Consider the following 24,131-nt stretch of genomic DNA (forward strand, 5'->3'; position numbering starts at 1 on the left):
TGTGAGCGAGGCAGGGGCAGTACCATGCGGGGCATGGGGCGAACGCAGGCGGCACAGGGGCAACGCTCTCCGGATGCCGCGACCCGGCTGGCCGTCGAGCGGACGCGTCTGGCCTACGAGCGGACGCTCATGGCCTGGGTGCGGACCTCGGCCTCGCTCATCACCTTCGGATTCACGATCTACAAGTTCTTCGAGTTCGAGCGGACCGGCGGCACGATGCAGCCGGTCCGCGGCGCCTTCAGCCCACGGACATTCGCCCTGCTGATGATTGCCATCGGACTGATGACGCTGGTGATGGCCGCCGTCCAGCACCGGCAGAGTCTGGCCGCCATGCGCGCCGAGTACGGCGACGCCCCCGCCATCTCCACAGCGGGCCTCACCGCCATGCTGTTCACCCTGCTCGGTGTGGTCGCGCTGGTGGTCGTCCTGCTGCGTCGCTGACGGCGGCGCGGCACGCGCAGGCAGGCGATCGCTCAGCTGTACAGCGTGTAGCCGAACCGCCCTTGCAGCCACGCCTCGCCGGTCGCCTCGCTGTGGTGCGAGTCGATGTGCTCTTCCCGCACATGGGCATATCGACCTCCGAGCCGGGCCATCTCCTCCTGCAGGCGCGCTTCGATGACGGCCATCAGATCACGCTCGCACTCCTTCCACAAGTCATCGTGGCGGGCCAGGGTGCCCTGGATGCGCTTGCTGGTGGCCTCGACGATGTGGGCGCCGATGACGTTGGCCTCGAGAGGCGGCAAGTCACGGTGCCAGAAGACGGTCTGCGCCTGCGGGTCTGTCACGGTCTCTCCATGGTAGTCCCGCAGGGACGACGCATGAGGGCTTGCCGACTTCCCTCCGGCAGGACACCATGGTCGATTGCCCGTGTCCTCTCCTCTCGCCATCGTGCTCGCGCCGTATGTGGGCGCCTCCGTCCGCGCCAGGGGCGATCAGTACTTCCGGACGGGCCGCGTCACCACGGTCGGAGGCGACCGGACGCGCTTTGTCGCCGTGGTGCGGGGCACTCGCCCCTACGACGTGTCGTTGTCGATCGACGGCACGGCGCTGGTCGCCTCGTGCAGCTGCCCGCGCTTTGCCAGCACGGTCGGCGCCTGCAAGCACGTCTGGGCGGCGGTCCTGACGGCCAGCCAGGCGCGCAGCCTCGATGTGCCCGATCACCTCTGGTTGAACGCGGTGGCCCCGCGCCCCGTGCCGACCCTCGAGGCCGTCGTCGAGCCCTGGCGCGCGCTGCTGGCGCGGGTGGCGCCGGATGCGCAGGACGCCGTCACGCCCCAGTCGCCGCTCGGTGCGCTGGTCTACGTGGTGGATGGACCCCGACTGCCGCCGTACGGGGATCTGCGGGTGGAGCTGCTCACCCGGACGCGACGGAAGTCCGGCGTCTGGGGACGCCCCAAGCCGGCGCGGATGGGCCGTCAGGACATCGCGGCGCTGCCCGACCCGCGCGACCGCCACCTGCTGGAGCGCCTGTGTGGTGCCGAGAGCTCCGACGGCCAGTCCTACATGCCTCGCATGCCGGTGCCGCTCGAGGTGGTGCTGTCGCCGGTGCTCCAGCAGGATCTCGTGCCGGCGATGTGCGAGACGGGTCGGATGCTCCTGCGCGTGCCGGGCTCGGGGGTGACGCGCAAGGGCGAGCCGGGATACGTGGGCCTGGTGTGGGATGCCACGCCGGCCACGTTCACGCTGCGCATCGACCCGTCGGGCGAGGACTACCGCATCGACGGCACGTTTGCCTGCGGCGCGCAGACGGTGCCGCTCGGGGACGTGCTCTTCGTCAGCGAGGCCCTGGTGCTCTGGCGGCCCGCCGAGCGCGACGCGCTGCCGCGCCTGTCGCCGTTCGACAGCGGCGGCGCGTCCCGCTGGCTGAACGAACTGCGGCGTGGGGGTCCGGTCACCGTGCCCGCGGCCGGAAGCCACGCCCTGGCCGAGGCCGTGGCCGCCAGCGAGGTGTCCCGCGTCGACTGTCCGCCCGCGCTGCGCGTGACACCACGGTCCGAGGCGCCCCGCCCGTGCGTCCGCTTCTCCATCAGGGACTCGGAGCGGCGCCGGTGGGCGACGACACCACCGGATCGGCTCGACGCCGACATCACGTTCACGTATGGCACCAGCGAGGTGGACGCGCGCGCGTCGCAGCGCCTCGTCTTCGATCCGGCGACGCAGGAGGCCTGGCGGCGCGACCTGACCGCGGAACACGCGGCGCTGGCCCGGCTCGAAGGGCTCGGCGTGCGTCGACTCGCCGACTGGGAACGTGGAGGCACGCGCTTCGACGTCGCGGCGTCCGCCGTCCCGGCCATCGTGCGCACCCTGATCGTCGAGGGCTGGCGCGTCGAGGCCGAGGGACAGCGCTACGTCAAGCCGAGCGCGTTCTCGCTCGAGGTGAGCAGCGGCATCGACTGGTTCGAGCTGCACGGCAGCGCGGACTTCGGGGACGTGCGCGTGGACGTGCCGGCGCTGCTCGAGGCCATCCGACGCCGCGACACGATGGTGCGCCTCGGCGATGGCACCTTCGGCGTGCTGCCAGAGGCGTGGCTGCAGCGCGTGAGCCGCGTGGCCGCCCTGGGCACCGTGGACGGCACGGGCGTGCGCTTCGATCGCTCGCAGGGCGCGCTGCTCGACGCCTGGCTGGAGGACGAACCGCAGATCGCGGTGGACGAGGGCTTCGCGCGCATGCGGGCCGAACTGGCGCAGTTCGATCGCATCAGCGGCGTGGAGCCGCCACCAGGGTTCGGTGGCGTGCTGCGCGGCTATCAGCGCGAGGCGCTCGGGTGGTTCGCGTTCCTGCGCCGCTTCGGTTTCGGCGGCTGCCTGGCTGACGAGATGGGCCTCGGCAAGACGGTGATGGTGCTGGCGACGCTCGAGGCCCGCCGCCTCGAACGCGAGGCCGCCGGGGAACCGCCCCGCCCCGCCCTCGTCGTCGTCCCGCGATCGCTCGTGTTCAACTGGACGCGCGAAGCGACCCGTTTCGCGCCGGCCCTGCGCGTGCTGGACTTCACCGGCGCCGACCGACGCGCCGGCACCGATGCGATCGACCGGCACGATCTCGTGATCACGACGTACGGCACGCTGCGGCGAGACGTCCCTCTGCTGGCGGAGCGGACCTTCGATTACGTCATCCTTGACGAGGCTCAGGCCATCAAGAACCGCGCCAGCCACACGGCGCGGGCGGCCAAGCTGCTGAAGGGCGACCACCGCCTGGCCCTGACCGGCACGCCGGTGGAGAACCACATCGGCGAGTTGTGGAGCCTGTTCGAGTTCCTCAACCCCGGCATGCTCGGCACGCTGCGCTCCATCGGCCAGGACATGGCGGCTCCCGCGAACGAGCAGGACGCGACGCTGTCGCTGATCGCCAAGGGGGTGCGGCCGTTCATCCTCCGGCGCACCAAGGAACAGGTGGCGTCGGATCTGCCCGCGCGCACCGAGCAGACGATCTTCTGCGACCTCGAGCCGACCCAGCGCGCGCTCTACGACCAGCTGCGCGACCACTACCGGGCGCTGCTGCTCGGCCGCGTCGACACGGAAGGGATGGGGCGCACGAAGCTCCAGGTCCTCGAAGGCCTGCTGCGCCTGCGACAGGCGGCGTGTCATCCGGGCCTCATCGATCCGGCGCGCGCCGCCGAACCCTCGGCCAAGCTCGACCTGCTGGTGCCCAGGCTCGAAGAGCTCGTCGAGGACGGTCGCAAGGTGCTGGTGTTCTCGCAGTTCACCACGCTGCTCGGGCTGCTGCGCACGCGGCTCGACGAGGCCGGTCTGGCGTACGAGTATCTGGACGGGCGCACGCGCGACCGGCAGGCCCGCGTCGAACGCTTCCAGGGACCGGACGGCCCGCCGCTGTTCCTGATCAGCCTCAAGGCCGGTGGCGTGGGACTCAACCTCACGGCCGCCGATCACGTGTTCCTGCTGGATCCGTGGTGGAATCCCGCCGTCGAAGCCCAGGCCATCGATCGCGCCCACCGCATCGGCCAGTCGCGCCGCGTCTTCGCCGTGCGGCTCATCGCCCGCGACACGGTCGAGGAGAAGGTGCTGGAGCTGCAGGCCACCAAGCGCTCGCTCGCCGACGCCATCGTCCGCGCCGATGAACGGTTGATCGGCGACCTGCGGCGAGAGGACCTCGAACTGCTGCTGGCGTAGCCCATCCAGGGTTCGCGCGGCACGCCACTGGCTATACTGCAGGCGTGGATACGACGAAGGAAACCCTGGGATTTCAGGCCGAGGTCTCTCAGCTCCTGAAGCTGATGATTCACTCCTTGTACGGCAACAAGGAGATCTTCCTGCGCGAGCTCATCTCGAACGCGTCGGATGCCGCCGACAAGCTGCGGTTCGAGGCGATGACCGACAGCGCGCTGATGGAGAACGACCCCGCGCCGCGCATCCGTGTCAGCTACGACGTGGCGGCGCGCACCATCACGGTGTCCGACAACGGCATCGGCATGTCCCGACAGGACGTCGTCGACAACATCGGCACCATCGCCAAGTCGGGGACGCGCGAGTTCCTCGCCCAGTTGACGGCCGACCGCGCGAAGGACGCACACCTCATCGGACAGTTCGGCGTCGGCTTCTACGCCGCGTTCATCGTCGCCGACCGGGTGACGCTCGTCACCAGACGGGCCGGCCTGACGCCAGAGCACGGCGTGCGGTGGGAGAGCACGGGCGAAGGCAGCTACACCGTCGAGAGCGTCGAGAAGGCCACGCGCGGCACCGACATCATCCTGCACCTGCGGCCCGAGGAAGACGACCTGCTCTCGGGCTATCGCCTGCGGGAGATCCTGCGCAAGTACTCCGACCACATCGCCATCCCCATCCTGATGAAGAAGGAGGAGTGGGACAGCGAGGCCAGCAAGCAAGTGGTCACCGACGAGGACGAACAGGTCAATCGGGCCTCGGCGCTGTGGGCGCGCGCCAAGAGCGACATCACCGAGGAGCAGTATCACGAGCTCTACCGGCACGTGGCGCACGACGCCGACGCGCCGCTGGCCTACACGCACGCCCGGGTCGAAGGTCGGCAGGAGTTCACGCTGCTTCTTTACGTGCCGGCACGCGCGCCATTCGACTTGTGGGACCGCGAGCATCGGCGCGGCGTGAAGCTGTACGTCCGCCGCGTCTTCATCATGGACGACGCGGAGCAGCTCCTGCCGGCCTACCTGCGCTTCATCCGCGGCGTGGTCGACTCGAACGACCTGCCGCTCAACGTCTCGCGGGAGATCCTGCAGCAATCGAAGGACGTGCAGGCGATCCGCACGGCGGCCGTCAAGCGCGTGCTGACCCTGCTCGAGGAGCTGGCTGAGAAGGACCCGTCGAAGTACGAGACGTTCTGGAAGACGTTCGGTCGTGTGCTCAAGGAAGGCCTCCCCGAGGATCGGGCCAACCACGACCGCCTGGCCAAGCTGCTGCGGTTCTCGTCCACCCACAACGCGGATGAGGCGCAGACCGTGTCGCTCGCCGACTACATCGGGCGCATGAAGGACGGCCAGACCGTCATCTACTACATCACGGCGGATGGCTACGCCGCGGCGCGCCACAGCCCACACCTCGAAATCTTCCGCACGCTCGGCGTCGAGGTGCTGCTGCTGCATGAGCGCATCGACGAGTGGGTGATGTCGTCGCTGCACGAGTTCGACGGCAAGCGGCTGCAGTCGGCAGCGGCGAAGGATCTCGATCTCAGCGCCATCGGCGGTCAGGCGCCCGCCCCGCAGGAGGCGACGCCCACCGGCGAGCACGCCTCGCTGCTCGAGCGCATGCAGGCCGCGCTCACGGACCGGGCCAGCCTGGTGCGGGTGACCAATCGTCTGACCGATTCGCCGGCCTGTCTCGTGAGCAACGACAGCGGCCTGAGCACGAACCTCGAACGGATCCTCAGGGAGGCCGGGCAGGCGGTGCCGGCCTCGAAGCCGATCCTCGAGATCAATCCATCGCATCCGATCGTGCGGCGGCTCGCCGAGGAAACCGACCCGACCACCTTCGGCGACTGGAGTCAGGTGCTGTTCGACCAGGCGACGCTGGCCGAGGGCGGGCAGATCGAGGACACGGCGGCGTTCGTCACCCGGCTGAACGCGTTGATGTTGACGCTGGCGGGGGCCGGCCCCTCACGCGTCTGGATGCCCGGCACCTGACGGCACCGGGCCCGCGAGCTCCTCGCGGGCCCGCGCCTGCTCGCGGTCGATCTGATCGGGCGTCGCGCCCAGCGCCTCGAGGATGGCCGTCACGAAGGCCAGCGCGACCTCGCCTTCACCGGAGTACACGGCGTTGGCACCGGCCTGCCGCAGCACCGGAACGTCGCGCAGGTACGCCGCCCTCGCCAGGACGCGGATGGTGGGCTGCAGCGTCCGCGCCAGGCGGATCACCTCTGTGCCCTCCGCCATGCCCGCCGATCCCAGAATCAGGCTGCCGGCGCGATCGACCCCTGCAGCGGTCAGGGTGTCCTCGCGCGTGGCGTCGCCGTAGACGCCCTCGACGCCTTCCTCGCGAAGCCTGCGGATGGTCTCCATGTTGAGATCGATGACCGTGGGGGTGATGCCGTTGTCGCGCAACAGACGCACGACGGCTCGGCCCGTGGGGCCGTAGCCGACGACAACGGCGCGATAGGTTGGGTCGCTCTTGCGTTCGCCTCGCGCCGGTGTGGGCGTCTCTTCGCGCGGCGTGCGGTCGAGCACCGCACGCAGGCGCGGGCGTGCGGCCACCCAGCGCTCGATGGGGCGGATCGTCCGGTACGCCACCGGGTTGAGCACGATCGAGACGATGGCGGTTGCGGCCAGCGCGTTGGTCGCGGTCAGCGAGAAGACGCCGAGATCACGTCCCATCGCGGCGAGGATGAAGGAGAACTCGCCGATCTGCGCCAGGGCGATGCCGGCCGTGAGTGCCGTCCTGAATGGATACCGCAGCAGCCACACGAACAGCAGCGCTACGAGCGGTTTGGCCACGAGGACGATCGCGAGCGCGCCCAGCACCAGTCGCCATGAGCTGACCAGTGCCTCGGGATCCAGCAGCATGCCGACGGAGACGAAGAACAGGACGGCGAACGCGTCGCGCATGGGCAGAGCCTCCGAGGCCGCGCGCAGGCTGTAGTCCGATCGCCCGACGACCATCCCGGCGAGGAAGGCGCCGAGCGCCATCGAGACGCTGAAGACGAGAGCCGACCCGACGGCGATGCCCAGCGCGATCACCAGCACGGTCAGCGTGAACAGCTCGCGCGACCTGGTGGCCGCCACATGATCGAGCAGCCAGGGGATGACCCGCGCCCCGACGAGGGCGGTGAAGGCCACGAGCCCCGCGACCTTGAGTGCCGTCAACGACAGGGCGAGCGGCAACGACGACTGCCCCGCCGCCGATCCGAACAGCGCCGGCAGCAGCACGAGGGCCACCACGGTGAACAGGTCCTCGACGACCAGCCAGCCGACGGCGATGTGGCCAGCCTGGGTGTGCAGGTCGTTGTTGTCGGCCAGCACGCGGATCAGCACGACCGTACTGGCCACCGCCAGCGCCATCCCGAAGATCAGTCCGGCCGACCAGTCCCACCCGAGCGCGTACCCGAGGGCGGTGCCCAGCACCGTGGCGACGCCGCTCTGGGCGATGGCCCCCGGAATCGCCACCCGGCGCACGGCCAGCAGTTCCTCGACGTGGAACTGCAGGCCGACCCCGAACATCAGCAGGATGACGCCAATCTCGGCCAGTTGCTCGGCGAGCGAGGCGTCGGCGACGAAGCCCGGCGTGTGCGGGCCGACCAGCGTGCCGGCCAGCAGATAGCCGACGATCGGCGACAAGCCCAGCCGCTGGGTGATGTATCCCAGCACGAGCGCCGCGCCGAGCCCTCCCGTCAGCGTGAGGATGAGGTCGTACGCATGCATGCCACCAGCCTATCTCCGGAACGAGAAGAGATCGCTGTCGGGGTCGCCGTCGCCGGTGATCTGATTGCGCAGCAGTTGTGCCGCCAGCGCCGAGAACGTGATCCCGTTGCCGCCATACCCGAGCACGGCGTAGCAGCCCGGCATGCGGGGCACCGGACCGATCGACGGCGTGCCGGTGTCGGAGGCGCCGAACGTGCCGCACCAGGCATAGTCGGCCCGGGCGTCGACGCCGGGCAGCAGTGCCGCGAGCTTGCGCTCGATGGTCGTCGTCTTGGCGGCGAGCAGGGCGTCTCTGGTCGTCGCGTCGGAGAAGTCTTCGTCTTCGCCGCCGCAGATGATCCGGCCGTCTGGCCCGGGCCTCATGTAGAGGTAGGGATCGGAGGCCTCCCAGATCAGCGACCCGTCGGGCCAGATCGCTCGCGGCTGCGGTCGCGTCGCGATGGCATACGTGGACACGATGGTGTGATGCGATCGGGGCACGCCCTTCGGCAGCTCGTAACCTGTGGCGAAGACCAGGGTCGCGGCCCGCAGCACGGGGCCCTCGGCCGTGGCCACGACGACGCCGGAGCGCCCGGCCTCGACGGCATCGATCACGACGGGGCTGCAGATGCGGGCCCCTCGTCGGATGGCGGCGTTGAGGAAGCCCGCGGCGAGGCGTCGCGGGTCCGCCGTCATGTTGCCGTGGCCCAGCAGCGCATGCCGTCGCCTGATGCCGGTCCGCGCCTCGACGAGTCTCGGGGGCAGGTAGGCGACCTCGAAGCCGGCCCGCCGGCGCGCGTCGCCCTCGGCCCGCAGGGCGCCCGCGTCGAGCACGTTGCCGTCGAGGTAGAGCGAGCCGCGCGTCTGCGTCGACGCCTCGATGCCGAGGTGACGGACGCGCTCGCCGAGGGCATCCAGCGCCAGCTTCGATCGGCGCCAGAGACGTTCGGCGCGCGTCACGCCGACGAGACGCGCCAGGTGCGTCATCGGCGTGTCGATCTCGTACTGCAGCAATGCGGTGGAGGCTGGCGTGGACCCGAGCACGGGTGGGCGGCGGTCGACGATGACGACGCGACGCCCGGCGTCGGCCAGGGATTCGGCGACCATCGCGCCACTGATGCCGGCACCGACGACGATGATGTCGGTGGACAGGTCGCGGGTGAGTGGGGCGTGCGGGACCGGCACGCCGCGGCGGTGGAACCAGACGGATCGCCCGGTTCGGAGATCGCGATGGCGGGTGACACTCATGGCGAGCGTTGTGACGCCGGTGGCGGCTCCGGCGTCACGACGGTCGGGCTGGCGTCAGCGTGGCGTGATGCCCAGCAGGCGAGCCATCGTCTCGCCGTAGATCTTGCGGCGGCTGGCCTCGGGCACCTTGTTGGCCTCGAGCATCGCCTCGTACTTCTCGAGCACGCTGCCCAGCGCCTCCGGCGATTCGTCGGTGCCGAACACCAGCTTCTCGAAGGCGTAGACGGCCGACGACGGGCTGTGCTCGGCCGGGCCGTCCCACCACAGGAAGTCGCGGAACACGGTCAGGTCGTGTTGCTTCTTCTGCAGCGTCGAGCCGGTGACATCGAAGTACAGGTTCGGCGACCAGCGCGCGGCCTCCGCAGCCTCGTCGTACCAGGGGTTGCCGAGATGCGCGCCCTGAATCTTCAGCGTCGGGAACGACCGCGCGATGGTGTGCAGGAACGAGGGCCGCATCCGCGCCATCGACGACTGCTCGGGCTGGCCGCTGCCGTTGCCCGAGACGATGCCGGTGTGGAAGAGCGCGACGATGCCCAGGGCCTGCATGCGCGCGTAGAGCGGGAAGTAGCCGAAGTCGTCCCAGTTGTGCTTCGGCGTGTGCATCTTGATGCCCTTCACGCCGGCCTTCGCGAAGGTCTCGATGTGGGCCAGCGCCGCGGGGTGATCGACGTCGAGATGTCCGTACGGGATGATGACGTCCGGGTGCGCCTTCGCGGCCGCGACCACCGCATCGAGATGCTCGAGGCGGGTCAGCACGCAGGCCATCGCGTTGCGGGCGCGATACGTCTTCACCAGGGTCGGGATGTAGTCCGGCGTGGCGCGGAAGTGCTGGTGCGCGTCGATCACGAAGCGCTTCGGCACGGCCTGCTGCGCGGAGAGGGAGACCGGGCGCGCCGTGGTCAGCAGGACCGCGCCGAGCGTGGCGGCCCAGAGGGAGACGGTGACCGATCGTGTGAGTCGCATACGGAGGTCTCGGACGTGTTGCTGGGAGGGCCGGCTCGCCGAGCCGGCCGTCGGTTCGGGTCGCATCAGAGGCGTTCCGCGACGAGGCGGGCGAACTGCGAGCAGGACGTCCCGGTGTGTCCGGCCGTCATGAGGTCGGCGGTGCGGTAGCCCTCGCGGATGGTGCGCGCGAGCGCCGACTCGATGGCGCGGGCTTCCTCTTCGGCCTGCCAGCTGTGGCGGAAGACGAGCGCGAGGGAGCCGATCGCGCCCGCCGGGTTGGCGACGTCGCGGCCGGCCAGCGTCGGCGCCGAGCCGTGGACGGGCTCGTAGAGCGCCTGGCCGTCGCCGAGGCTGGCCGACGGCAGCAGGCCAAGCGACCCGCTGACGGCGCCGGCTTCGTCCGAGAGGATGTCGCCGAACAGGTTCTCGGTGAGCACGACGTCGTAGCGTGTCGGGTTGAGCGCCAGGTTCATCGCGAAGGCGTCGACGTACTGGTGCTCGAGCGCGACATCGGGGTAGTCGGCGGCCATCGCCGTCACCGTCTTGCGCCACAGCTGCGAGGTCTCGAGGACATTGGCCTTGTCCACCGAGAGCAGGCGCTTCGAGCGGGAGTGCGCCAGGCCGAACGCGACGCGCGCGACGCGCTGCACTTCGCCGACGCTGTACTTCATGGTGTTGAACGCCGACTGGCCGTCGGCAGCCATGCCGCGGGGTTCGCCGAAGTACAGGCCGCCGAGCAGCTCGCGCACGATGATCAGGTCGGTGCCGGCCGTGCGCTGCGGCTTGAAGGGCGTCGCGTCCTCGAGCCCTTCCCAGGCACGCGCGGGCCGCAGGTTCGCGTAGACCCCCATCGAGGACCGCAACGCCAGCAGGCCGGTCTCGATCTTCTGCTCGCGCGGCAGATGGTCGAAGGCCGGATCGCCGACGGCGCCGAGCAGTACCGGGTCGCCGGCGGTGCAGGCAGCCCGGGTGTCGTCGGGGTAGACCGGCAGACCGGCGCGCAACGCGGCGCCCCCGATGGTGCAGGTGCGAGTGTCGACCTGGTGGGAGAACTTGCGACAGACGGCCTGGAGGACGACCTCGGCGGCAGCGACGACCTCAGGGCCGATGCCATCGCCGGGTAGCAGCACGAGCGAGCGAGTCATGGGGAGATTCTGTACTGAATTCAGGCGGGTTTCACTGACATTCGGCATTCACAATGAAGCGCGGGGCGGGCAGGGTCGGATCTGCCGAAGTGAGAGCAATTCGGGCGGGCTTCGCTGACATTCAAGGTTCAGAATGCAGCGCGGGGCGGGCAGGGTCGGATCTGCGGGGCCAGAGCAATTCAGGCGGGCTTCGCTGACATTCAGAATTCAGCCTCTTCCGGGATCAGCGTGGGTAGAGGTCCAGGCCGCCGCAGTGAAAGTAGATGGCGGTGGTGAAGTGTTCGGCGTTCCGAAAGCCGCCGGCCTTGCGCTTGATGCTCATGATCTTGCTGTTGAGGCCTTCGGCGACCCCGTTGGTGATCGGGTGCTTGACGTAGCGCAGCACCCCGTCGAGATGCCGGCGCAGCATGCGGGCGACCTGCTTGACGGGCTCCAGGCGTGAGCGGATGGCCCACCCGTACCAGCGGGAGAAGAAGCGCCGGACCGCCGCGTCCTGTCGGTAGGTCCAGAGGTCGCGTAACAGCTCTTTGATGGCCCAGGCGCGGCCGACTTTCAGGTGCTGAGTCTGCAGCGCCGCGAAGGCCTCGGTGCGATCGGCGGGCACCCGCTCCTCGCCATAGAGCCAGAGGTACTTGCTGCCCGTGAGTGGCGAGGTGCCCTGCTCGCGCAGCAAGGCGCGATGCTCCTGCTTGCGCACCGTGTCCACGGCACGCGTCATCTCCCGCATGATGTGGAACCGATCGAACACGATCTTGGTGTCGCCCTCGGGCAAGCCATCGACCGTCGCACGGATGTAGGCCGGCCACATGTCCATCGCGACGGCCTGCAGCGCCTCGCGCTGCTCGGCGGTGAGCTGTGCGTAGCAACCCTGCAGGCTTGCGGCGGTGCGGTCCGCCGCGACGTACTGCACGGTCGCCGTCTCGAGGTCACACACGATCGTGTGATACCGCTGCCCCTTGCGAAACGCCTTCTCGTCGACGCCCAGATAGCGGCGCGGCGCCGCGGTCCGCCGCTGGAGACCACGCGTCACCGCGCGGTCCATCACGCCCCAGGCCTCGTCCCACGTGACCCGCGCAATACGACACGCGCCCGTCACCGTGCTGCACTGCGTGATGAGGTCGATGATGAGCCGCTCGAGCAACAGCGTGAACCGGCTGCGCGGCGCGGCCCACGGCACCCCGACCTGCCGCACGCCGTGCGTGGGACAGTCGACGCGCGGCACCCGGGCATGCAGGAAGGTCTGGTACTGGCACGTATCCAAGTGGCGCCAGACGCGCTCCTCGGCGTGGTCGTGGCCGGGGCACGGCTGCTGGCACGCCGGGCAGACCCAGGCCGCGTCCGCCGCGTGCTCGACCCAGAGATCCACCCGCTCGCCGGAGGTGTCCAGCGCCACCCGCGCGATATGCCACGGCGCCTGCAACCCGAGGATCGTTTCAAAGAGCTTCGTGTCCTGCATCCGGCGGTTCTACGTCACCGCTCTCCTCGGCGCAAGGCCGGCGAGCAGGCCGCTCACCCGCCGAGTGGCCCGCGCAGCCGGCCCGAGCTGCCCACGCCATTCCCGGAAGGACCAGAATTCAGAATGAAGGGAGGGGCGAACCGGGTCGCATCTGCCGGGGCCAGAGCCATTCAGGCGGGTTTCACTGACATTCAGAATTCAGAATGCAGCGCGGGGCGAACCGGGTCGGATCTGCCGAGCCAAGAGCCATTCAGGCGGGCTTCGCTGACATCAAGAATTCAGAATGAAGGGAGGGGCGAACAGGGTCGCATCTGCCGGGGCCAGAGCAATGCTGCGGATTGAGCCACATTGCCGGCATCACGCGCGGTATTCGCCACGCCGGTGCCGACCTGGGGAGCCCGAATTCAGCGTGGTGTACAGCCTTAACTCGGCGGCGTGGCGTTGCAGGCCCCGCGCTTCATTCCGAATGATGAATGTCAGCGGAGGGAGCCTGAATTCCTAGACCCCGTGCCCGTAGCCCACCGGCGTCGCGACGTGGGCGTTCTCGGCCTTCACCTGCGCGGCAATGGCCGCCAGGTCCTCGTCCGAGACGTGCTTCTGGGTGTCGGCCAGCGCGATCATCTGGCGATAGACCTGATCGAGCTCACGCTTGCTGAAGGCGTAGCCGAGCGCCTCGCACTTCTGCGCCACGGCATGGCGGCCCGAGTGCTTGCCGAGCACCAGCGTGGTCTTGGGCACGCCGACGCTGTCGGGCGACATGATCTCGTAGGTCCGGCGGTCCTTCAGCATCCCGTCCTGGTGGATGCCGGACTCGTGCGCGAACGCATTGCGCCCGACGATCGCCTTGTTGGCCTGCACGGCTTCGCCGGTCAGCTCAGTGAGCAGCTGACTGACGCCGAACAGTTCGCGCGGGTCGATGCGCGTGGTGAACGGTGCGCGATCGGCGCGCACCTTCGTGATCATCACGATCTCTTCGAGCGCGGCGTTGCCGGCACGCTCGCCGATGCCGTTGATGGTGCACTCCACCTGACGCGCACCGCCGTGCAGCGCCGAGATGCTGTTGGCGACGGCCAGCCCGAGGTCGTCGTGGCAGTGGGTGCTGAAGACGACGCGATCGCTGCCGCGGACGGCGGCGATGATCGTCTGGAAGTAGTCGTGGATCTCGTCGGGCGTCGAGTAGCCGACGGTGTCCGGCAGGTTGATCGTCGTGGCGCCGGCGTCGATGACCGCCTCGATGACCTGCGTCAGGAACGGGATGTCGCTGCGCGTGGCATCCTCGGCCGAGAACTGGACGTCATCGGTGAACTGCCGCGCCTGGGTGATGGCCTTGACGGCCGTCTCGAGGCACTGCTCGCGCGAGATGCGCAGCTTGCGCTCGAGGTGCAGGTCCGAGGTCGCGATGAAGGTGTGGATGCGTCCCTTGCGGGCGGGGGCGATGGCCTTGCCGGCGCATTCGATGTCGGCAGCGGTACAGCGGGCGAGGGCGGCGATGATCGGGCCTTGCACGTCCTGCGCAATCCGCCGCACCGACTCGGCATCGTCGGCCGACGCGATCGGAAATCCGGCTTCGATGATGTCCACCCCGAGCGCCTCGAGGCGACGGGCGAGCGAGAGCTTCTCGGGCACGCGCAACGAGAAGCCCGGGGCTTGCTCCCCATCCCGGAGGGTCGTATCGAAGACGAGGACATCGTTCGGCATGTGGACAGGTCTCCTGCATGCCACATTCCTCGCATGGCCACCTGTTAGTCAAGGTTATAATCTTTCTGGAATTATAATCTGACGTGCGGCCCCGCTTCGCTGGCGGCCACAGGTGAATCCATGGATCTCGCTGAACTACAGGTGTTTCTGACCGTCGCCTCGGAGCGCAGCTTCTCGAAGGCGGCCGCGCGTCTGCATCGCACGCAGCCGGCGGTGAGCCAGGCGATCCGACGGCTGGAGGACCACCTCGGCGAGCGTCTGTTCGACCGCGCCGCCAAGGATGGCAAGCTGACCGAGGCCGGCCGGGTGCTGCTCGACTACGCCCAGCGCCTGATGCGCCTGGCCGAGGAGGCCGACAGCGCCGTGCGCGAGCTGCGGGACCTGCAGCGCGGTCGCGTGCTCGTGGGCGCCAACGAGGCCGCGGTCCACGTCGTGCTGCCGGTGGTCGAGCAGTTTCGCGCGGCCCACCCACGGGTGCAGGTCGACATCAGGCGCGTGCCCAGCCGCCAGATCGGCGTCGAAGTGCTCCAGCGCAGTCTCGACGTCGGCGTGCTGAGCTTTCCGCCGGCCGAGAAGGGCCTGGCGTCCGTGCTGATCGGCGACGACGAGCTCGTCATGCTGGCCTCGCCCGGGCACCCGCTGGCCGGCCGGACCCAGGTGACGATGGCCGAGTTCGGCCGCCAGAACGTCATCGCGCACAACGAGGCCTCACCGGCCCGCGAGCGCGTGCTCCGCCTCTTCGAGCAGCGTCACGAGCAGCTCAACATCACTCTCGCCCTGCCGAGCCTGGATGGCATCAAGCGCGCCGTGGAGATGGACCTGGGCGTGGCGCTGCTGCCCCGCCGGTGCGCCATCGCCGAGATCACGAGTGGTCGTCTGGCGGCCGTGCCGGTCGCGCAGGTTCGCCTGCCCCGCCACCTGCGGCTGGTCTATCCGGAACAGGCGCAGCTCTCGCACGCGGCCCTCGCGTTCATCGAGGTCGCGCGCAAGTTCGAGAAGGACGTCGCCAGGGACATCACACCGGTCGAGTAGGCTCAAGGCTCAGGGCTCAGGGGCCCCAGAAACTACAACCCGAACGTCTGCTGGTCCCAGCAGATCACCTGGCCGTCGCGGGCGTGGACGACGGTGATGCCGCCGTCCTGGGAGACGACGAACCCGAGTGTGCCGGGATGGGCGTGGCAGAGCCGGTACACGGACCGGTGCCGCGTCCCTACCCCGTCCACCATCTCCGGCGTCGTCTGGGTCGCCTCGAGGTCCACCGCGCGGCGGATCTGCGGCACGGCGTCGGCCACCGTGATCTCGCCGCCGAACCCGAGCAGCTCGAAGCGCCGGTTCATGACGACGGCGCCGTCCACGGCGGCCAGCGACGCCACCAGCTGCGCGAGTTCGACGACCGCCTCTTCGAGACGCCGAAGCTCGGCATCCTCGCGCTGCTGGTAGAACGCCCAGTCCACGTGCGCGATGCCGTGACGCGCCGCCTCGTCCTGCAAGGTGGCGACGATCGAGAGAATCAGGTGGCGGAACCGGCGGCGCGTGTCGTGGTCGGCGAAGCGGTACTTCAGCGTGACGCCGGGCACGACGAGGTCGCCCACATCGTCGGACGGCACGCTCAACAACGTGCCGCCATGACGTGCGCGGCGGATGGCGCCGAGCGCGCGGCGCATGAGGTGCTGCGCCACCGCACCCACGACGTCATCGCTCACCGTCGGGCGCGCCGCGGCAGCGAGGGCGTCGTCGACGCCACGCATCACCTCGGCCCGCACGGGGGCGAACAGCCGCGGCATCCACACCGACCGGAACACGTCATGGCCACTCTCGCGGAGGCGGCCGGCGTGCAGTTCGACCAGCGGCGTGGATCCGCGCGCAATCAGCACCTGGCCCGGCGACAGGACGTGCAACACGAGGGCGTCCGGCAGCGGTTCGTCGCCGTCGTGCCGCCCGCTCTGCAGCCGGCGCAGCCACTGCACGCCCGACGAGGCGAGCCCCCAGATGAACGGGGCGCCCTCCCCTTCGGCGTGCACGCCAATCAGGGTGCGCTCGAAGTCGGCGGCCGGGGCGAGCCGACGCAGTTCGTCATCGGAGAGCCGGCGCGAGGGGTCGAACTCGAGAATCTGGAGCTGCGCGGAGGCGGGCATGCAGGCCTGCAGGGCCGCCGGGGAGGCGACGAGCAGGCGGAAGCGCAGGGATCGCGCTTCCTCGTGCAGAAAGCTGGCGTGGTAGGCGGTCTCGATGATCTCGTGCAGGGCGCGCGGGGCGGGCAGGCGGACCACCGAGGGTCCGCCGTCGTTCCAGCGGCTGGTCAGCCGCGCCGAGACCTCGGGCGGATACGCACGCGCCACGATGCGTCAGAATCCGCTGACGTATGGCAGCCGGGCCGCCGTCGCCTTGACGGCCGCCGCGTCCTCGAGCAGCAAGCCCGTGGCATCCCAGGCGCCGGTGACGAAGGCCTCGATGGCCGACGCTGGCGCCGAGATGGCGATGCGACGGTCTCCCGCCTGCAGGGTGGTAGTCGTGAGGTCGAGGGTGGCTGTTGCGGTCGGGTCCGCTTCGGCCCTCGCCTGCAGCCATTCGAGGTCGTCGGCCGACGCGGTGACGCACGGCAGGCCGATGGCGATGCTGTTGCCGAAGAAGATCTCGGAGAACGACTCGCCGACGACCGCCGCGATGCCCCAGCGCTGCAGCGCCTGGGGCGCATGCTCGCGCGACGAGCCGCAGCCGAAATTGCGGTTGACCACCAGGATGCGGGCGCCGGCGTAGCGTTCCTGCGCGAAGGGATGCGGGTCGCCCTTCTCGGCGCGCGAGGCGATGTCGTCCTCGAAGACGTGCTGCTCGAGGCCCTCGAAGGTGATCACGCGCAGGAATCGCGCCGGGATGATGCGATCGGTGTCGATGTCGAGACCACGCAGCGGAATCACCCGCCCTTCGACGCGTGCGATGCGGACGACGGCGCTCATGCGCGACCTCCCACGAGCGACGCGTCGATCGCGGCCGGCTCGAACTTGCGAATGTCCACGACCTGGCCGGCGACCGCCGCCGCCGCGACCATCGCCGGGCTCATGAGCAGCGTGCGGCCCGTCGGGCTGCCCTGCCGTCCCTTGAAGTTGCGATTGGACGACGAGGCACTGATCTCGCGGCCCTGCAGCTTGTCCGGGTTCATGCCGAGGCACATCGAACACCCCGAGCCGCGCCAGTCGAAGCCGGCGTCGATGAAGACTTCGTGCAGGCCCTCGGCTTCGGCCTGCGCACGCACCGCCTGGGATCCCGGGACGACCATCGCGCGGACGGACTTGGCGACCTTCTGCCCGCGCACGAAGCGGGCGGCCTCGCGCAGATCGGACAGCCGCGAGTTGGTGCACGAGCCGACGAACGCGACGTCGATCGGCGTGCCCTCGATGGCCTGGCCAGGCGCGAAGCCCATGAACTGCAGCGCCTCCTCGACCAGCGGCCGATCTTCGGCCGCCACCTCCCCCACCGTCGGCACACGCTCGTCGACACCCACCGACTGGCCGGGGTGCAACCCCCACGTGACGACCGGACTCAACGTGTCGGCCCGCAACTCGACATCGTCGTCGTAGCGCGCGTCGGCGTCGCTGGCGATCGAGCGCCACCAGCCCTTGGCACGGTCGAAGGCCTCGCCCTGGGGCGCAAACGGACGCCCCTCCATGTAGGCGAACGTCGTCTCGTCAGGATTCACGTACCCGACGCGCGCGCCACCCTCGATGGACATGTTGCACATGGTCATGCGCTCGTCCATCGACATCGCGTCGACGGCGGACCCGGCGTACTCGTAGGCGTAGCCGACGCCGCCCTTCACGCCGAGCACCTGGATGATCTTGAGGATCACGTCCTTGGCGTAGACGCCGCGCTGCAGCGCGCCCTCGACGCGGATGCGCCGCACCTTGAGCGGCTCCATGGCCAGGCACTGGCTCGCGAGCACGTCGCGCACCTGCGAGGTGCCGATGCCGAACGCGACGGCACCGAAGGCCCCGTGCGTGGACGTGTGGCTGTCGCCGCACGCAATCGTCATCCCCGGCTGGGTGAGCCCGAGTTCCGGGCCGATCACATGGACAATGCCCTGCCGACCCGTCGAGTGGTCGTAGAGCGGCACGCCGAAGTCGCGGCAGTTGCGCTCGAGCGCCGCGAGCATGGCCTCGGCCATCGTGTCCTGGAACGGCCGCGCGAGGCTGCCGGTCGGCACGATGTGATCGACGGTGGCGAAGGTGCGCTCCGGAAACCGCACCGGCCAGCCCCGCCGACGCAGGTCATCGAACGCCTGCGGCGTCGTCACCTCGTGCACCAGGTGCAGTCCGATGAAGAGTTGCGTCTGCCCCGTCGGGAGCGTCCGCACCGAATGCTGGTCCCAGACCTTTTGGAGAAGCGTGTGTCCCACGGCGGAAGTATAACGCCACGCGAGCGCAGCAAGGGGCCGAATAAGCCCTGCTAATGTCAACCGGGATGCAGGCGCCCTTCGCTGCCGCTCAGAGTTCAGGAATGAAGGGTGAGGAGTGGGATTCGGACGACAGGTCGCCTGACCTGTCGTGCCAGGAGCCCACGACCGACGCCAGCCGAGCGTTGCGAGGCTGGCGGAGGGAGTGGGATTCGAACCCACGGTACAGTTTCCCGTACGGCGGTTTTCAAGACCGCAGCCTTAAACCACTCGGCCATCCCTCCGCTCCCGAGTGTAGCCGACCGCGAGTTCGGGTCTCCACGCCGAATCGTCAGACTCGACGACGCCCGCGCGTCCTCTCGCCGACGACCATGGCCATCCCCGTCCGCGAGCGCTGGCTGCGCAGAGCCCTCCACGCCAGCCAGACCTGGGACGTCCTGATCGCGCTCACGGCACTGGTGGCGGGCACCACCGGCGTGGCGACGCTGGCCGAGTCGGGCCGCGCCGGCGCGGCGTGGATTGCCGGAAGCTGCGCGGTGCTGACCTGCGTCTTCACCATCACGCGCGCCGTGGTGGCCTGGACGAAGCAGGCCGGGCGCGAGTCGCTGCATGAACTGCGGGGCTGCCTGATGACCCTGCATGCCCTGCTGGTCGAGACCGACCGTCCCGGCGAGGTGGTGCGCACCGGGCTGCGCCTGACGGTGCACGTGCCGAGCGCCGACCATCGCGAACTCGTGCAGGTGCTCGACTATGTCGGCGACACCCGCGGGGGCCGCACGTCCGGCCGTCGCCTTCCCGTGCACTGCGGCATCGCGGGTCATGTCTATCGCACCGGCGACGCCTACCACGCGCAGCGCCAGGACGGCGACTACGAGGCCTACGTCCGCGACCTCGTCGAGCAGTGGGCGTACTCGGAGCCGCAGGCTCGCCGGGTCGACCCGGCGTCCATGAGCTGGATGGCCGTGCCCCTGGCCTCGGGGACCCGCATCGAGGGCATCCTGTACCTCGACGCGCGCGAGCCAGGCTTCTTCACCGAGTCCCGACAGGACCTGATTCTTCGCGCCGCAGTCGGCGTTGCGCGGTATGTGGCCGAGCGGTACGCTTGACGCCACACGAGGCCCGTCACGACGTGACCAGTACCGATCAGCCCAGCACTCGCCCACCTGCGGTCTCGAGCCGCCACACCGTGTCGCGCCTCGGCGCCCCGATCCGCCTCGAACGCCTCACCATCTCGCAGGCCGTGCGCGAGGCCATCGAACGACAGTTCCTCGAGCCCACATCCCTCGCCTCGCCTGCCCCCGACGACGACGGGCGTGCCACGCCCCTGCCGCGATGAGTCCCGTCGCGGTGACTGTCTATCAGGGCCTGGCGGGCGATCACAACACGCGCGCCATCGCCGGGGCCCGTGCGATCGGTGAGGCCCTCGAGGCGCGTTTCGGCATCGCGCCAACCGTCGTGGCAGAGGCGGCGCCCATCCTGAACACGCACTGGGATGTCGAACTGGACGCCGCGCGCGGCGAGCTGCGACTGCTGGCCGAGGCCGTGGAGGCCGCCGCGGCGGCGGGACGTCGGCCCGTCACCGCACTCACCCGCTGCGCCGCCGCCCTCGCCACGCTGCCCGTGATCGCTCGTCACCACCCACGCGCCTGCGTCGTGTGGTTCGACGCGCACGCCGACCTCAACACGCCGCTCACGACGCCGAGTGGATATCTCGGAGGGATGGCGCTGGCGGGTGCGGCCGGGCTGTGGCACGCAGGGCTGGGCACCGGCCACGATCTGTCGCACGTCGTCCTGGTCGGCACTCGCGACGTGGATCCCACGGAACAGCACGTGATCGACACCCACCACGTGCAGGTCGTCAAGGCAGACGCCAACGTCGTCGACGCGCTGCGCGAGGCCATCGACGGACGTCCGGTCTACGTGCACCTGGACTGCGACGTCCTCGATCCCGACCTCGTGCCCACCGACTACGTGGCCGACGACGGCCTGACGTTCGAGCAGTTGCGCGCCACGTGCGAGGCTCTCGCCGAGGGCGAGGTGGTGGGACTCGAGATCGCCGAGTTCGAGCACATGTGGCATGACGGCGGCACTCCCGTGTCGCCGGCCCCACTCATCGACGCCATCGAGCCGCTCCTTGCGCGACTCGAGCGGTCCTAGCCCCGCACGACCTTACGCGTCGTCGCGATCTGTCCCGCGTGACGGCTGGCGTGCTCCGCGGCGTGGAAGACGAGGCCGATGACCGTGGTCGGCAGGCGCGCGCGGCCGACGGCGCGCGCGGCCAGCCAGGTTGCGATGTCGAGCCCCCTCACCTCTTCGAGCGCGCGATCGATACCGGCCTGTGCGAGCGCGACCGTCTCGTCGGCCGTCGCCACAGGCAGGCCCGGCTCGGCTTCGGTCTTCAGCCACACCACTTGCGCCGGCGTGAGGGCGTCGCCGCGCGCATACGTGAGCAGACGATCGAGGCTGCCGGCGATGTGTCGCAGGTGGAAGCCGATGGAGCCGGCGCCACCCGGTTGCGCCCAGAGTTCCTCGGGCGTGAGGTCGGCGGCGTGCCGTTCGACCTCTTCACGCACCTGCAGCAGCGCATGGACGACGGGTTGCAGTTCGGCGGCGTAGCCCTCGACGGGGCCGCGCAGCCAGACTTCGGGAAGGTCGGGTGAGGTCATGGTGCAAGGCGCTCACGCAGCCAGGAGCCATCGGGCTGCAGGCGATAGGCGATGCGGTCGTGCAGGCGCGAGGCACGGCCCTGCCAGAACTCCCAGTAATCGGGCGCGAGGCGATAGCCTCCCCAGTGCGGAGGACGCGGGGGATGCAGCCCCAGCGTGAGGCCGTACTCGGCCGCGCGGGCGACGATCGTGCCGCGGCCGGCAATGACCTGACTCTGCGGCGACGCCCACGCGCCGATGCGGCTGCCCAGCGGGCGCGTGACGTAGTAGGCGTCAGATTCCTCGGCCGACACCTTCTCCACGCGGCCCTCGATGCGGACGACGCGCTCCTGCTCCACCCAGTGGAACTGCAGGGCGGCGAATGGGTGCGCGGCGAGTTCGCGCCCCTTGCGGCTGTCGTAGTTGGTGTAGAAGACGATGCCGCGATCGTCGTAGTCCTTGATCAGGACCGGTCGGCACGAGGGGCGGCCATCGGCGCCGACCGTGGCGAGCGTCATCGCGTTGGGCTCGGGGATGCCGGCGGCCAGGGCCGCCGACAGCCAGTCGCGGAACTGCAGCAACGGCTCGCCGTGAACGTCGTGGTCCTCGAGGGTGCCGAGTTCGTAGTTCTTGCGCAGGTCCGGAAGGGGGGGATGCTCGCTCATGACGTCCCCCTGATCCTGCACCAGGTCGGCGCTGAGTGTTGGGCCGGCGAGTCCATCGCTACGAGAGAGGGGCCAGGTTGGCGGCCTCCTCCGGCGTGAACAGCCGCGATCGAGTCAGAAAACGCAGCTCCCGACCGTTCTCGAGCGAGAACATGCCGCCGCGGCCGGGGACGACGTCGATGATGAGGTGCGTGTGCTGCCAGTACTCGAACTGGGCACGGCTCATGTAGAACGGCGCCCCGGCGATGTCGCCGAGGCGCACGTCACTGTCGCCCACCATGAAGTCGGACTGCGGATAGCACATCGGCGAGGACCCGTCGCAGCAGCCACCGGACTGGTGGAACAGGAGCGCACCATGCTCGGCCTGCAGCGTGCGCACGAGCTCCTCGGCCGCGGCCGTCGCGGTGACGCGGGCCACAGGCATGGTCATCAGAAGAAGCCGAGTTTCTTCGGGCTGTAGCTCACGAGCAGGTTCTTGGTCTGCTGGTAGTGCGACAGCATCATCTTGTGGTTCTCGCGGCCGATGCCAGACGCCTTGTAGCCGCCGAACGCGGCGTGCGCCGGGTACGCGTGGTAGCAGTTGGTCCAGACACGCCCCGCCTGGATGCCGCGGCCCATGCGGTAGCAGGTGTTGGCATCGCGGCTCCACACCCCGGCGCCCAGCCCGTACAGCGTGTCGTTGGCGATCGCGAGGGCGTCGTCATGGTCCTTGAACGTGGTGACCGAGACCACGGGCCCGAAGATCTCCTCCTGGAAGACCCGCATCTTGTTGTGGCCGCGGAAGACCGTCGGCTGCATGTAGAACCCGCCGGCGAGTTCACCGGGCTGCTCCTTGCGGGCGCCCCCGATCAGTACCTCGGCCCCCTCCTGCTTGCCGATGTCGATGTAGCTGAGGATCTTCTCGAGCTGTTCACTCGACGCCTGCGCGCCGACCATGGTCGTCGGATCGAGCGGACTGCCCTGCGTGATGGCGGCGACGCGCTTCAGCGCGCGCTCCATGAAGCGGTCGTAGATCGACTCCTGGATCAGGGCCCGGCTCGGACACGTGCAGACCTCACCCTGGTTCAACGCGAACAGCACGAAGCCCTCGATCGCCTTGTCGAAGAAGTCGTCGTCTGCGGCCAGGACGTCGGCGAAGAACAGGTTCGGCGACTTGCCGCCGAGTTCGAGCGTGACCGGGATGATGTTCTGGCTGGCGTACTGCATGATCAGCCGGCCCGTCGTGGTCTCGCCGGTGAACGCGATCTTGGCGATGCGCGGGCTCGACGCCAGGGGCTTGCCCGCTTCCAGGCCGAAGCCGTTGACGATGTTGAGGACGCCGGGCGGGAGAAGGTCGGCCACCAGTTCGGCCCAGACGAGGATGCTGGCCGGGGTCTGCTCCGCCGGTTTCAGCACCACGCAGTTGCCGGCGGCGAGGGCCGGCGCCAGCTTCCACGTGGCCATCAGCAGCGGGAAGTTCCACGGGATGATCTGGCCGACCACGCCGAGCGGTTCGAGGAACTGGTACGACACCGTGTCGGCATCGAGCTCGCCCATCGTGCCCTCCTGGGCACGGATGACGCCGGCGAAGTAGCGGAAGTGATCGATGGCGAGCGGAAGGTCGGCGGCCGTCGTCTCGCGAATCGGCTTGCCGTTGTCCCAGGTCTCGGCGAGGGCGAGCTGGGGGAGGGCGTCCTCCATGCGCTGGGCGATCTTGTTGAGGATGATCGCCCGCTCGGTCACGCTGGTGCGGCCCCAGGCGGCGCGGGCCGCGTGCGCCGCGTCGAGCGCGAGCTCGATGTCGTCCTTGTCGCTCCGCGGCACCTCGCACAGCGGCTTGCCCGTGATCGGCGAGACGTTCTCGAAGTAGCGCCCGTTGATCGGGTCGACCCACCGGCCGCCGATGAAGTTGCCGTAGCGGGCCTTGTACGGGTGCGCCGCGAGCGCAGGGTGTTGTTGTGGCGTGATCGTGGACATGCGGCCTCCTGGGTGTCGCCCATGCCGTTCTGGTCAGACCCGGACGGACCGCAGGGACCTCGCCCCAGGTGGAGCGCGCCAGGTGGTTCGGGACCGAGAGGACAGGCGGATCCCCCCGAGTATCCAGCGGGCGCCCACGCGCATCCACTCGCCACGCATCACCACATGC

Annotated in this window: 21 protein-coding genes and 1 tRNA gene; 7 read left to right on the plus strand and 15 right to left on the minus strand. The window is 69.6% G+C overall.

The annotated features are described in order from the left end of the window. Positions 1 to 33: 33 nt before the first annotated feature. A complete protein-coding gene (locus Q0C41_RS00265) occupies positions 34 to 441 on the plus strand; it encodes a DUF202 domain-containing protein (RefSeq protein ID WP_291980425.1) in 408 nt (135 codons plus the stop codon). A gap of 32 nt (positions 442 to 473) precedes the next feature. On the opposite strand, the gene Q0C41_RS00270 is transcribed toward Q0C41_RS00265, so the two are convergent. Next, positions 474 to 785 (minus strand): hypothetical protein, encoded by a 312-nt coding sequence (locus Q0C41_RS00270; RefSeq protein WP_291980426.1) that lies wholly within the window; start codon positions 783 to 785, stop codon positions 474 to 476. An 82-nt stretch (positions 786 to 867) separates the two neighbouring features. On the opposite strand from Q0C41_RS00270, the gene Q0C41_RS00275 reads away from it, so the two are divergent. Together Q0C41_RS00275 and htpG are read left to right on the plus strand one after the other, a co-directional pair. After that, on the plus strand, positions 868 to 4,128 hold the full coding sequence (locus Q0C41_RS00275; RefSeq protein ID WP_291980427.1) for an SNF2-related protein: 3,261 nt from the start codon (positions 868 to 870) through the stop codon (positions 4,126 to 4,128). Positions 4,129 to 4,172: 44 nt separating this feature from the next. Then, positions 4,173 to 6,107, plus strand: a complete 1,935-nt coding sequence (gene htpG / locus Q0C41_RS00280; protein WP_291980428.1) for a molecular chaperone HtpG — start codon at positions 4,173 to 4,175, stop codon at positions 6,105 to 6,107. On the opposite strand, the gene Q0C41_RS00285 is transcribed toward htpG, so the two are convergent. The 6 genes from Q0C41_RS00285 to Q0C41_RS00310 all read right to left on the minus strand — a co-directional run bounded on the left by Q0C41_RS00285 (position 6,081) and on the right by Q0C41_RS00310 (position 14,309). Further along, a complete protein-coding gene (locus Q0C41_RS00285; protein WP_291980429.1) occupies positions 6,081 to 7,838 on the minus strand; it encodes a cation:proton antiporter in 1,758 nt (585 codons plus the stop codon). The genes htpG and Q0C41_RS00285 overlap by 27 nt on opposite strands. Before the next feature lie 9 nt (positions 7,839 to 7,847). Further along, positions 7,848 to 9,065 (minus strand): FAD-binding oxidoreductase, encoded by a 1,218-nt coding sequence (locus tag Q0C41_RS00290; protein ID WP_291980430.1) that lies wholly within the window; start codon positions 9,063 to 9,065, stop codon positions 7,848 to 7,850. A gap of 54 nt (positions 9,066 to 9,119) precedes the next feature. Next, complete coding sequence (locus Q0C41_RS00295; RefSeq protein ID WP_291980431.1) at positions 9,120 to 10,028, minus strand: amidohydrolase family protein; 909 nt, start codon at positions 10,026 to 10,028, stop codon at positions 9,120 to 9,122. Positions 10,029 to 10,093: 65 nt separating this feature from the next. Next, complete coding sequence (leuB, locus tag Q0C41_RS00300; RefSeq protein ID WP_291980432.1) at positions 10,094 to 11,155, minus strand: 3-isopropylmalate dehydrogenase; 1,062 nt, start codon at positions 11,153 to 11,155, stop codon at positions 10,094 to 10,096. Positions 11,156 to 11,378: 223 nt separating this feature from the next. Next, entirely contained in the window at positions 11,379 to 12,611 is a 1,233-nt protein-coding gene (locus Q0C41_RS00305) for an ISL3 family transposase (protein ID WP_291980433.1), read from the minus strand. 498 nt (positions 12,612 to 13,109) lie between these two features. Further along, the gene (locus Q0C41_RS00310; RefSeq protein ID WP_291980434.1) at positions 13,110 to 14,309 is read right to left on the minus strand and encodes a 2-isopropylmalate synthase; all 1,200 of its coding nucleotides are present in this window, start codon (positions 14,307 to 14,309) and stop codon (positions 13,110 to 13,112) included. 120 nt (positions 14,310 to 14,429) lie between these two features. Here Q0C41_RS00310 and Q0C41_RS00315 point away from each other — a divergent pair, with 120 nt between their 5' ends. Then, positions 14,430 to 15,341, plus strand: a complete 912-nt coding sequence (locus Q0C41_RS00315) for a LysR family transcriptional regulator (RefSeq protein WP_291980435.1) — start codon at positions 14,430 to 14,432, stop codon at positions 15,339 to 15,341. 32 nt (positions 15,342 to 15,373) lie between these two features. On the opposite strand, the gene Q0C41_RS00320 is transcribed toward Q0C41_RS00315, so the two are convergent. The 4 genes from Q0C41_RS00320 to Q0C41_RS00335 all read right to left on the minus strand — a co-directional run bounded on the left by Q0C41_RS00320 (position 15,374) and on the right by Q0C41_RS00335 (position 18,980). Further along, positions 15,374 to 16,648, minus strand: a complete 1,275-nt coding sequence (locus Q0C41_RS00320) for a putative sensor domain DACNV-containing protein (protein WP_291980436.1) — start codon at positions 16,646 to 16,648, stop codon at positions 15,374 to 15,376. Positions 16,649 to 16,654: 6 nt separating this feature from the next. Further along, positions 16,655 to 17,263 (minus strand): 3-isopropylmalate dehydratase small subunit 2, encoded by a 609-nt coding sequence (locus Q0C41_RS00325; RefSeq protein ID WP_291980437.1) that lies wholly within the window; start codon positions 17,261 to 17,263, stop codon positions 16,655 to 16,657. Continuing rightward, positions 17,260 to 18,699 carry a 3-isopropylmalate dehydratase large subunit gene (leuC, locus tag Q0C41_RS00330; protein ID WP_291980438.1) on the minus strand — a complete coding sequence of 480 codons (1,440 nt, stop codon included), beginning with the start codon at positions 18,697 to 18,699 and terminating at the stop codon, positions 17,260 to 17,262. Before leuC ends, Q0C41_RS00325 begins: the two co-directional genes overlap by 4 nt. 191 nt (positions 18,700 to 18,890) lie before the next feature. Continuing rightward, positions 18,891 to 18,980, minus strand: a tRNA-Ser gene (locus Q0C41_RS00335). An 87-nt stretch (positions 18,981 to 19,067) separates the two neighbouring features. On the opposite strand from Q0C41_RS00335, the gene Q0C41_RS00340 reads away from it, so the two are divergent. Genes Q0C41_RS00340 through Q0C41_RS00350 form a run of 3 tightly spaced genes read left to right on the plus strand, consistent with a single transcriptional unit; the run spans position 19,068 to position 20,853 of the window. Next, positions 19,068 to 19,802 carry a GAF domain-containing protein gene (locus tag Q0C41_RS00340; RefSeq protein ID WP_291980439.1) on the plus strand — a complete coding sequence of 245 codons (735 nt, stop codon included), beginning with the start codon at positions 19,068 to 19,070 and terminating at the stop codon, positions 19,800 to 19,802. Between the two features lie 23 nt (positions 19,803 to 19,825). Then, on the plus strand, positions 19,826 to 20,032 hold the full coding sequence (locus tag Q0C41_RS00345) for a hypothetical protein (RefSeq protein ID WP_291980440.1): 207 nt from the start codon (positions 19,826 to 19,828) through the stop codon (positions 20,030 to 20,032). After that, positions 20,029 to 20,853, plus strand: coding sequence for an arginase family protein (locus tag Q0C41_RS00350; protein ID WP_291980441.1), 825 nt, complete (start codon positions 20,029 to 20,031; stop codon positions 20,851 to 20,853). The genes Q0C41_RS00345 and Q0C41_RS00350 overlap by 4 nt, the downstream gene beginning before the upstream one ends. Here the strand turns inward: Q0C41_RS00350 and Q0C41_RS00355 are convergent. Genes Q0C41_RS00355 through adh form a run of 4 tightly spaced genes read right to left on the minus strand, consistent with a single transcriptional unit; the run spans position 20,850 to position 23,962 of the window. Then, on the minus strand, positions 20,850 to 21,362 hold the full coding sequence (locus tag Q0C41_RS00355) for a DinB family protein (RefSeq protein ID WP_291980442.1): 513 nt from the start codon (positions 21,360 to 21,362) through the stop codon (positions 20,850 to 20,852). The genes Q0C41_RS00350 and Q0C41_RS00355 overlap by 4 nt on opposite strands. Further along, positions 21,359 to 22,006, minus strand: a complete 648-nt coding sequence (gene pdxH, locus Q0C41_RS00360) for a pyridoxamine 5'-phosphate oxidase (protein WP_291980443.1) — start codon at positions 22,004 to 22,006, stop codon at positions 21,359 to 21,361. Before pdxH ends, Q0C41_RS00355 begins: the two co-directional genes overlap by 4 nt. A gap of 58 nt (positions 22,007 to 22,064) precedes the next feature. Next, positions 22,065 to 22,436: a DUF779 domain-containing protein gene (locus tag Q0C41_RS00365; RefSeq protein ID WP_291980444.1), complete on the minus strand. Its 372-nt coding sequence runs from the start codon at positions 22,434 to 22,436 to the stop codon at positions 22,065 to 22,067. Beyond that, the gene (gene adh, locus Q0C41_RS00370) at positions 22,436 to 23,962 is read right to left on the minus strand and encodes an aldehyde dehydrogenase (protein ID WP_291980445.1); all 1,527 of its coding nucleotides are present in this window, start codon (positions 23,960 to 23,962) and stop codon (positions 22,436 to 22,438) included. Before adh ends, Q0C41_RS00365 begins: the two co-directional genes overlap by 1 nt. Positions 23,963 to 24,131: the final 169 nt, after the last annotated feature.

Source organism: Luteitalea sp. (genome assembly GCF_022842525.1).
GTDB lineage: Bacteria > Acidobacteriota > Vicinamibacteria > Vicinamibacterales > Vicinamibacteraceae > Luteitalea.

Coding starts and splice junctions, on each gene's coding strand:
- Q0C41_RS00265 (WP_291980425.1), top strand. CDS start 34: ATGGGGCGAACGCAGGCGGCACAGGGGCAACGCTCTCCGGATGCCGCG.
- Q0C41_RS00285 (WP_291980429.1), bottom strand. CDS start 7,838: ATGCATGCGTACGACCTCATCCTCACGCTGACGGGAGGGCTCGGCGCG.
- Q0C41_RS00290 (WP_291980430.1), bottom strand. CDS start 9,065: ATGAGTGTCACCCGCCATCGCGATCTCCGAACCGGGCGATCCGTCTGG.
- Q0C41_RS00295 (WP_291980431.1), bottom strand. CDS start 10,028: ATGCGACTCACACGATCGGTCACCGTCTCCCTCTGGGCCGCCACGCTC.
- leuB (WP_291980432.1), bottom strand. CDS start 11,155: ATGACTCGCTCGCTCGTGCTGCTACCCGGCGATGGCATCGGCCCTGAG.
- Q0C41_RS00305 (WP_291980433.1), bottom strand. CDS start 12,611: ATGCAGGACACGAAGCTCTTTGAAACGATCCTCGGGTTGCAGGCGCCG.
- Q0C41_RS00310 (WP_291980434.1), bottom strand. CDS start 14,309: ATGCCGAACGATGTCCTCGTCTTCGATACGACCCTCCGGGATGGGGAG.
- Q0C41_RS00315 (WP_291980435.1), top strand. CDS start 14,430: ATGGATCTCGCTGAACTACAGGTGTTTCTGACCGTCGCCTCGGAGCGC.
- Q0C41_RS00325 (WP_291980437.1), bottom strand. CDS start 17,263: ATGAGCGCCGTCGTCCGCATCGCACGCGTCGAAGGGCGGGTGATTCCG.
- Q0C41_RS00340 (WP_291980439.1), top strand. CDS start 19,068: ATGGCCATCCCCGTCCGCGAGCGCTGGCTGCGCAGAGCCCTCCACGCC.
- Q0C41_RS00350 (WP_291980441.1), top strand. CDS start 20,029: ATGAGTCCCGTCGCGGTGACTGTCTATCAGGGCCTGGCGGGCGATCAC.
- Q0C41_RS00355 (WP_291980442.1), bottom strand. CDS start 21,362: ATGACCTCACCCGACCTTCCCGAAGTCTGGCTGCGCGGCCCCGTCGAG.
- pdxH (WP_291980443.1), bottom strand. CDS start 22,006: ATGAGCGAGCATCCCCCCCTTCCGGACCTGCGCAAGAACTACGAACTC.
- Q0C41_RS00365 (WP_291980444.1), bottom strand. CDS start 22,436: ATGACCATGCCTGTGGCCCGCGTCACCGCGACGGCCGCGGCCGAGGAG.
- adh (WP_291980445.1), bottom strand. CDS start 23,962: ATGTCCACGATCACGCCACAACAACACCCTGCGCTCGCGGCGCACCCG.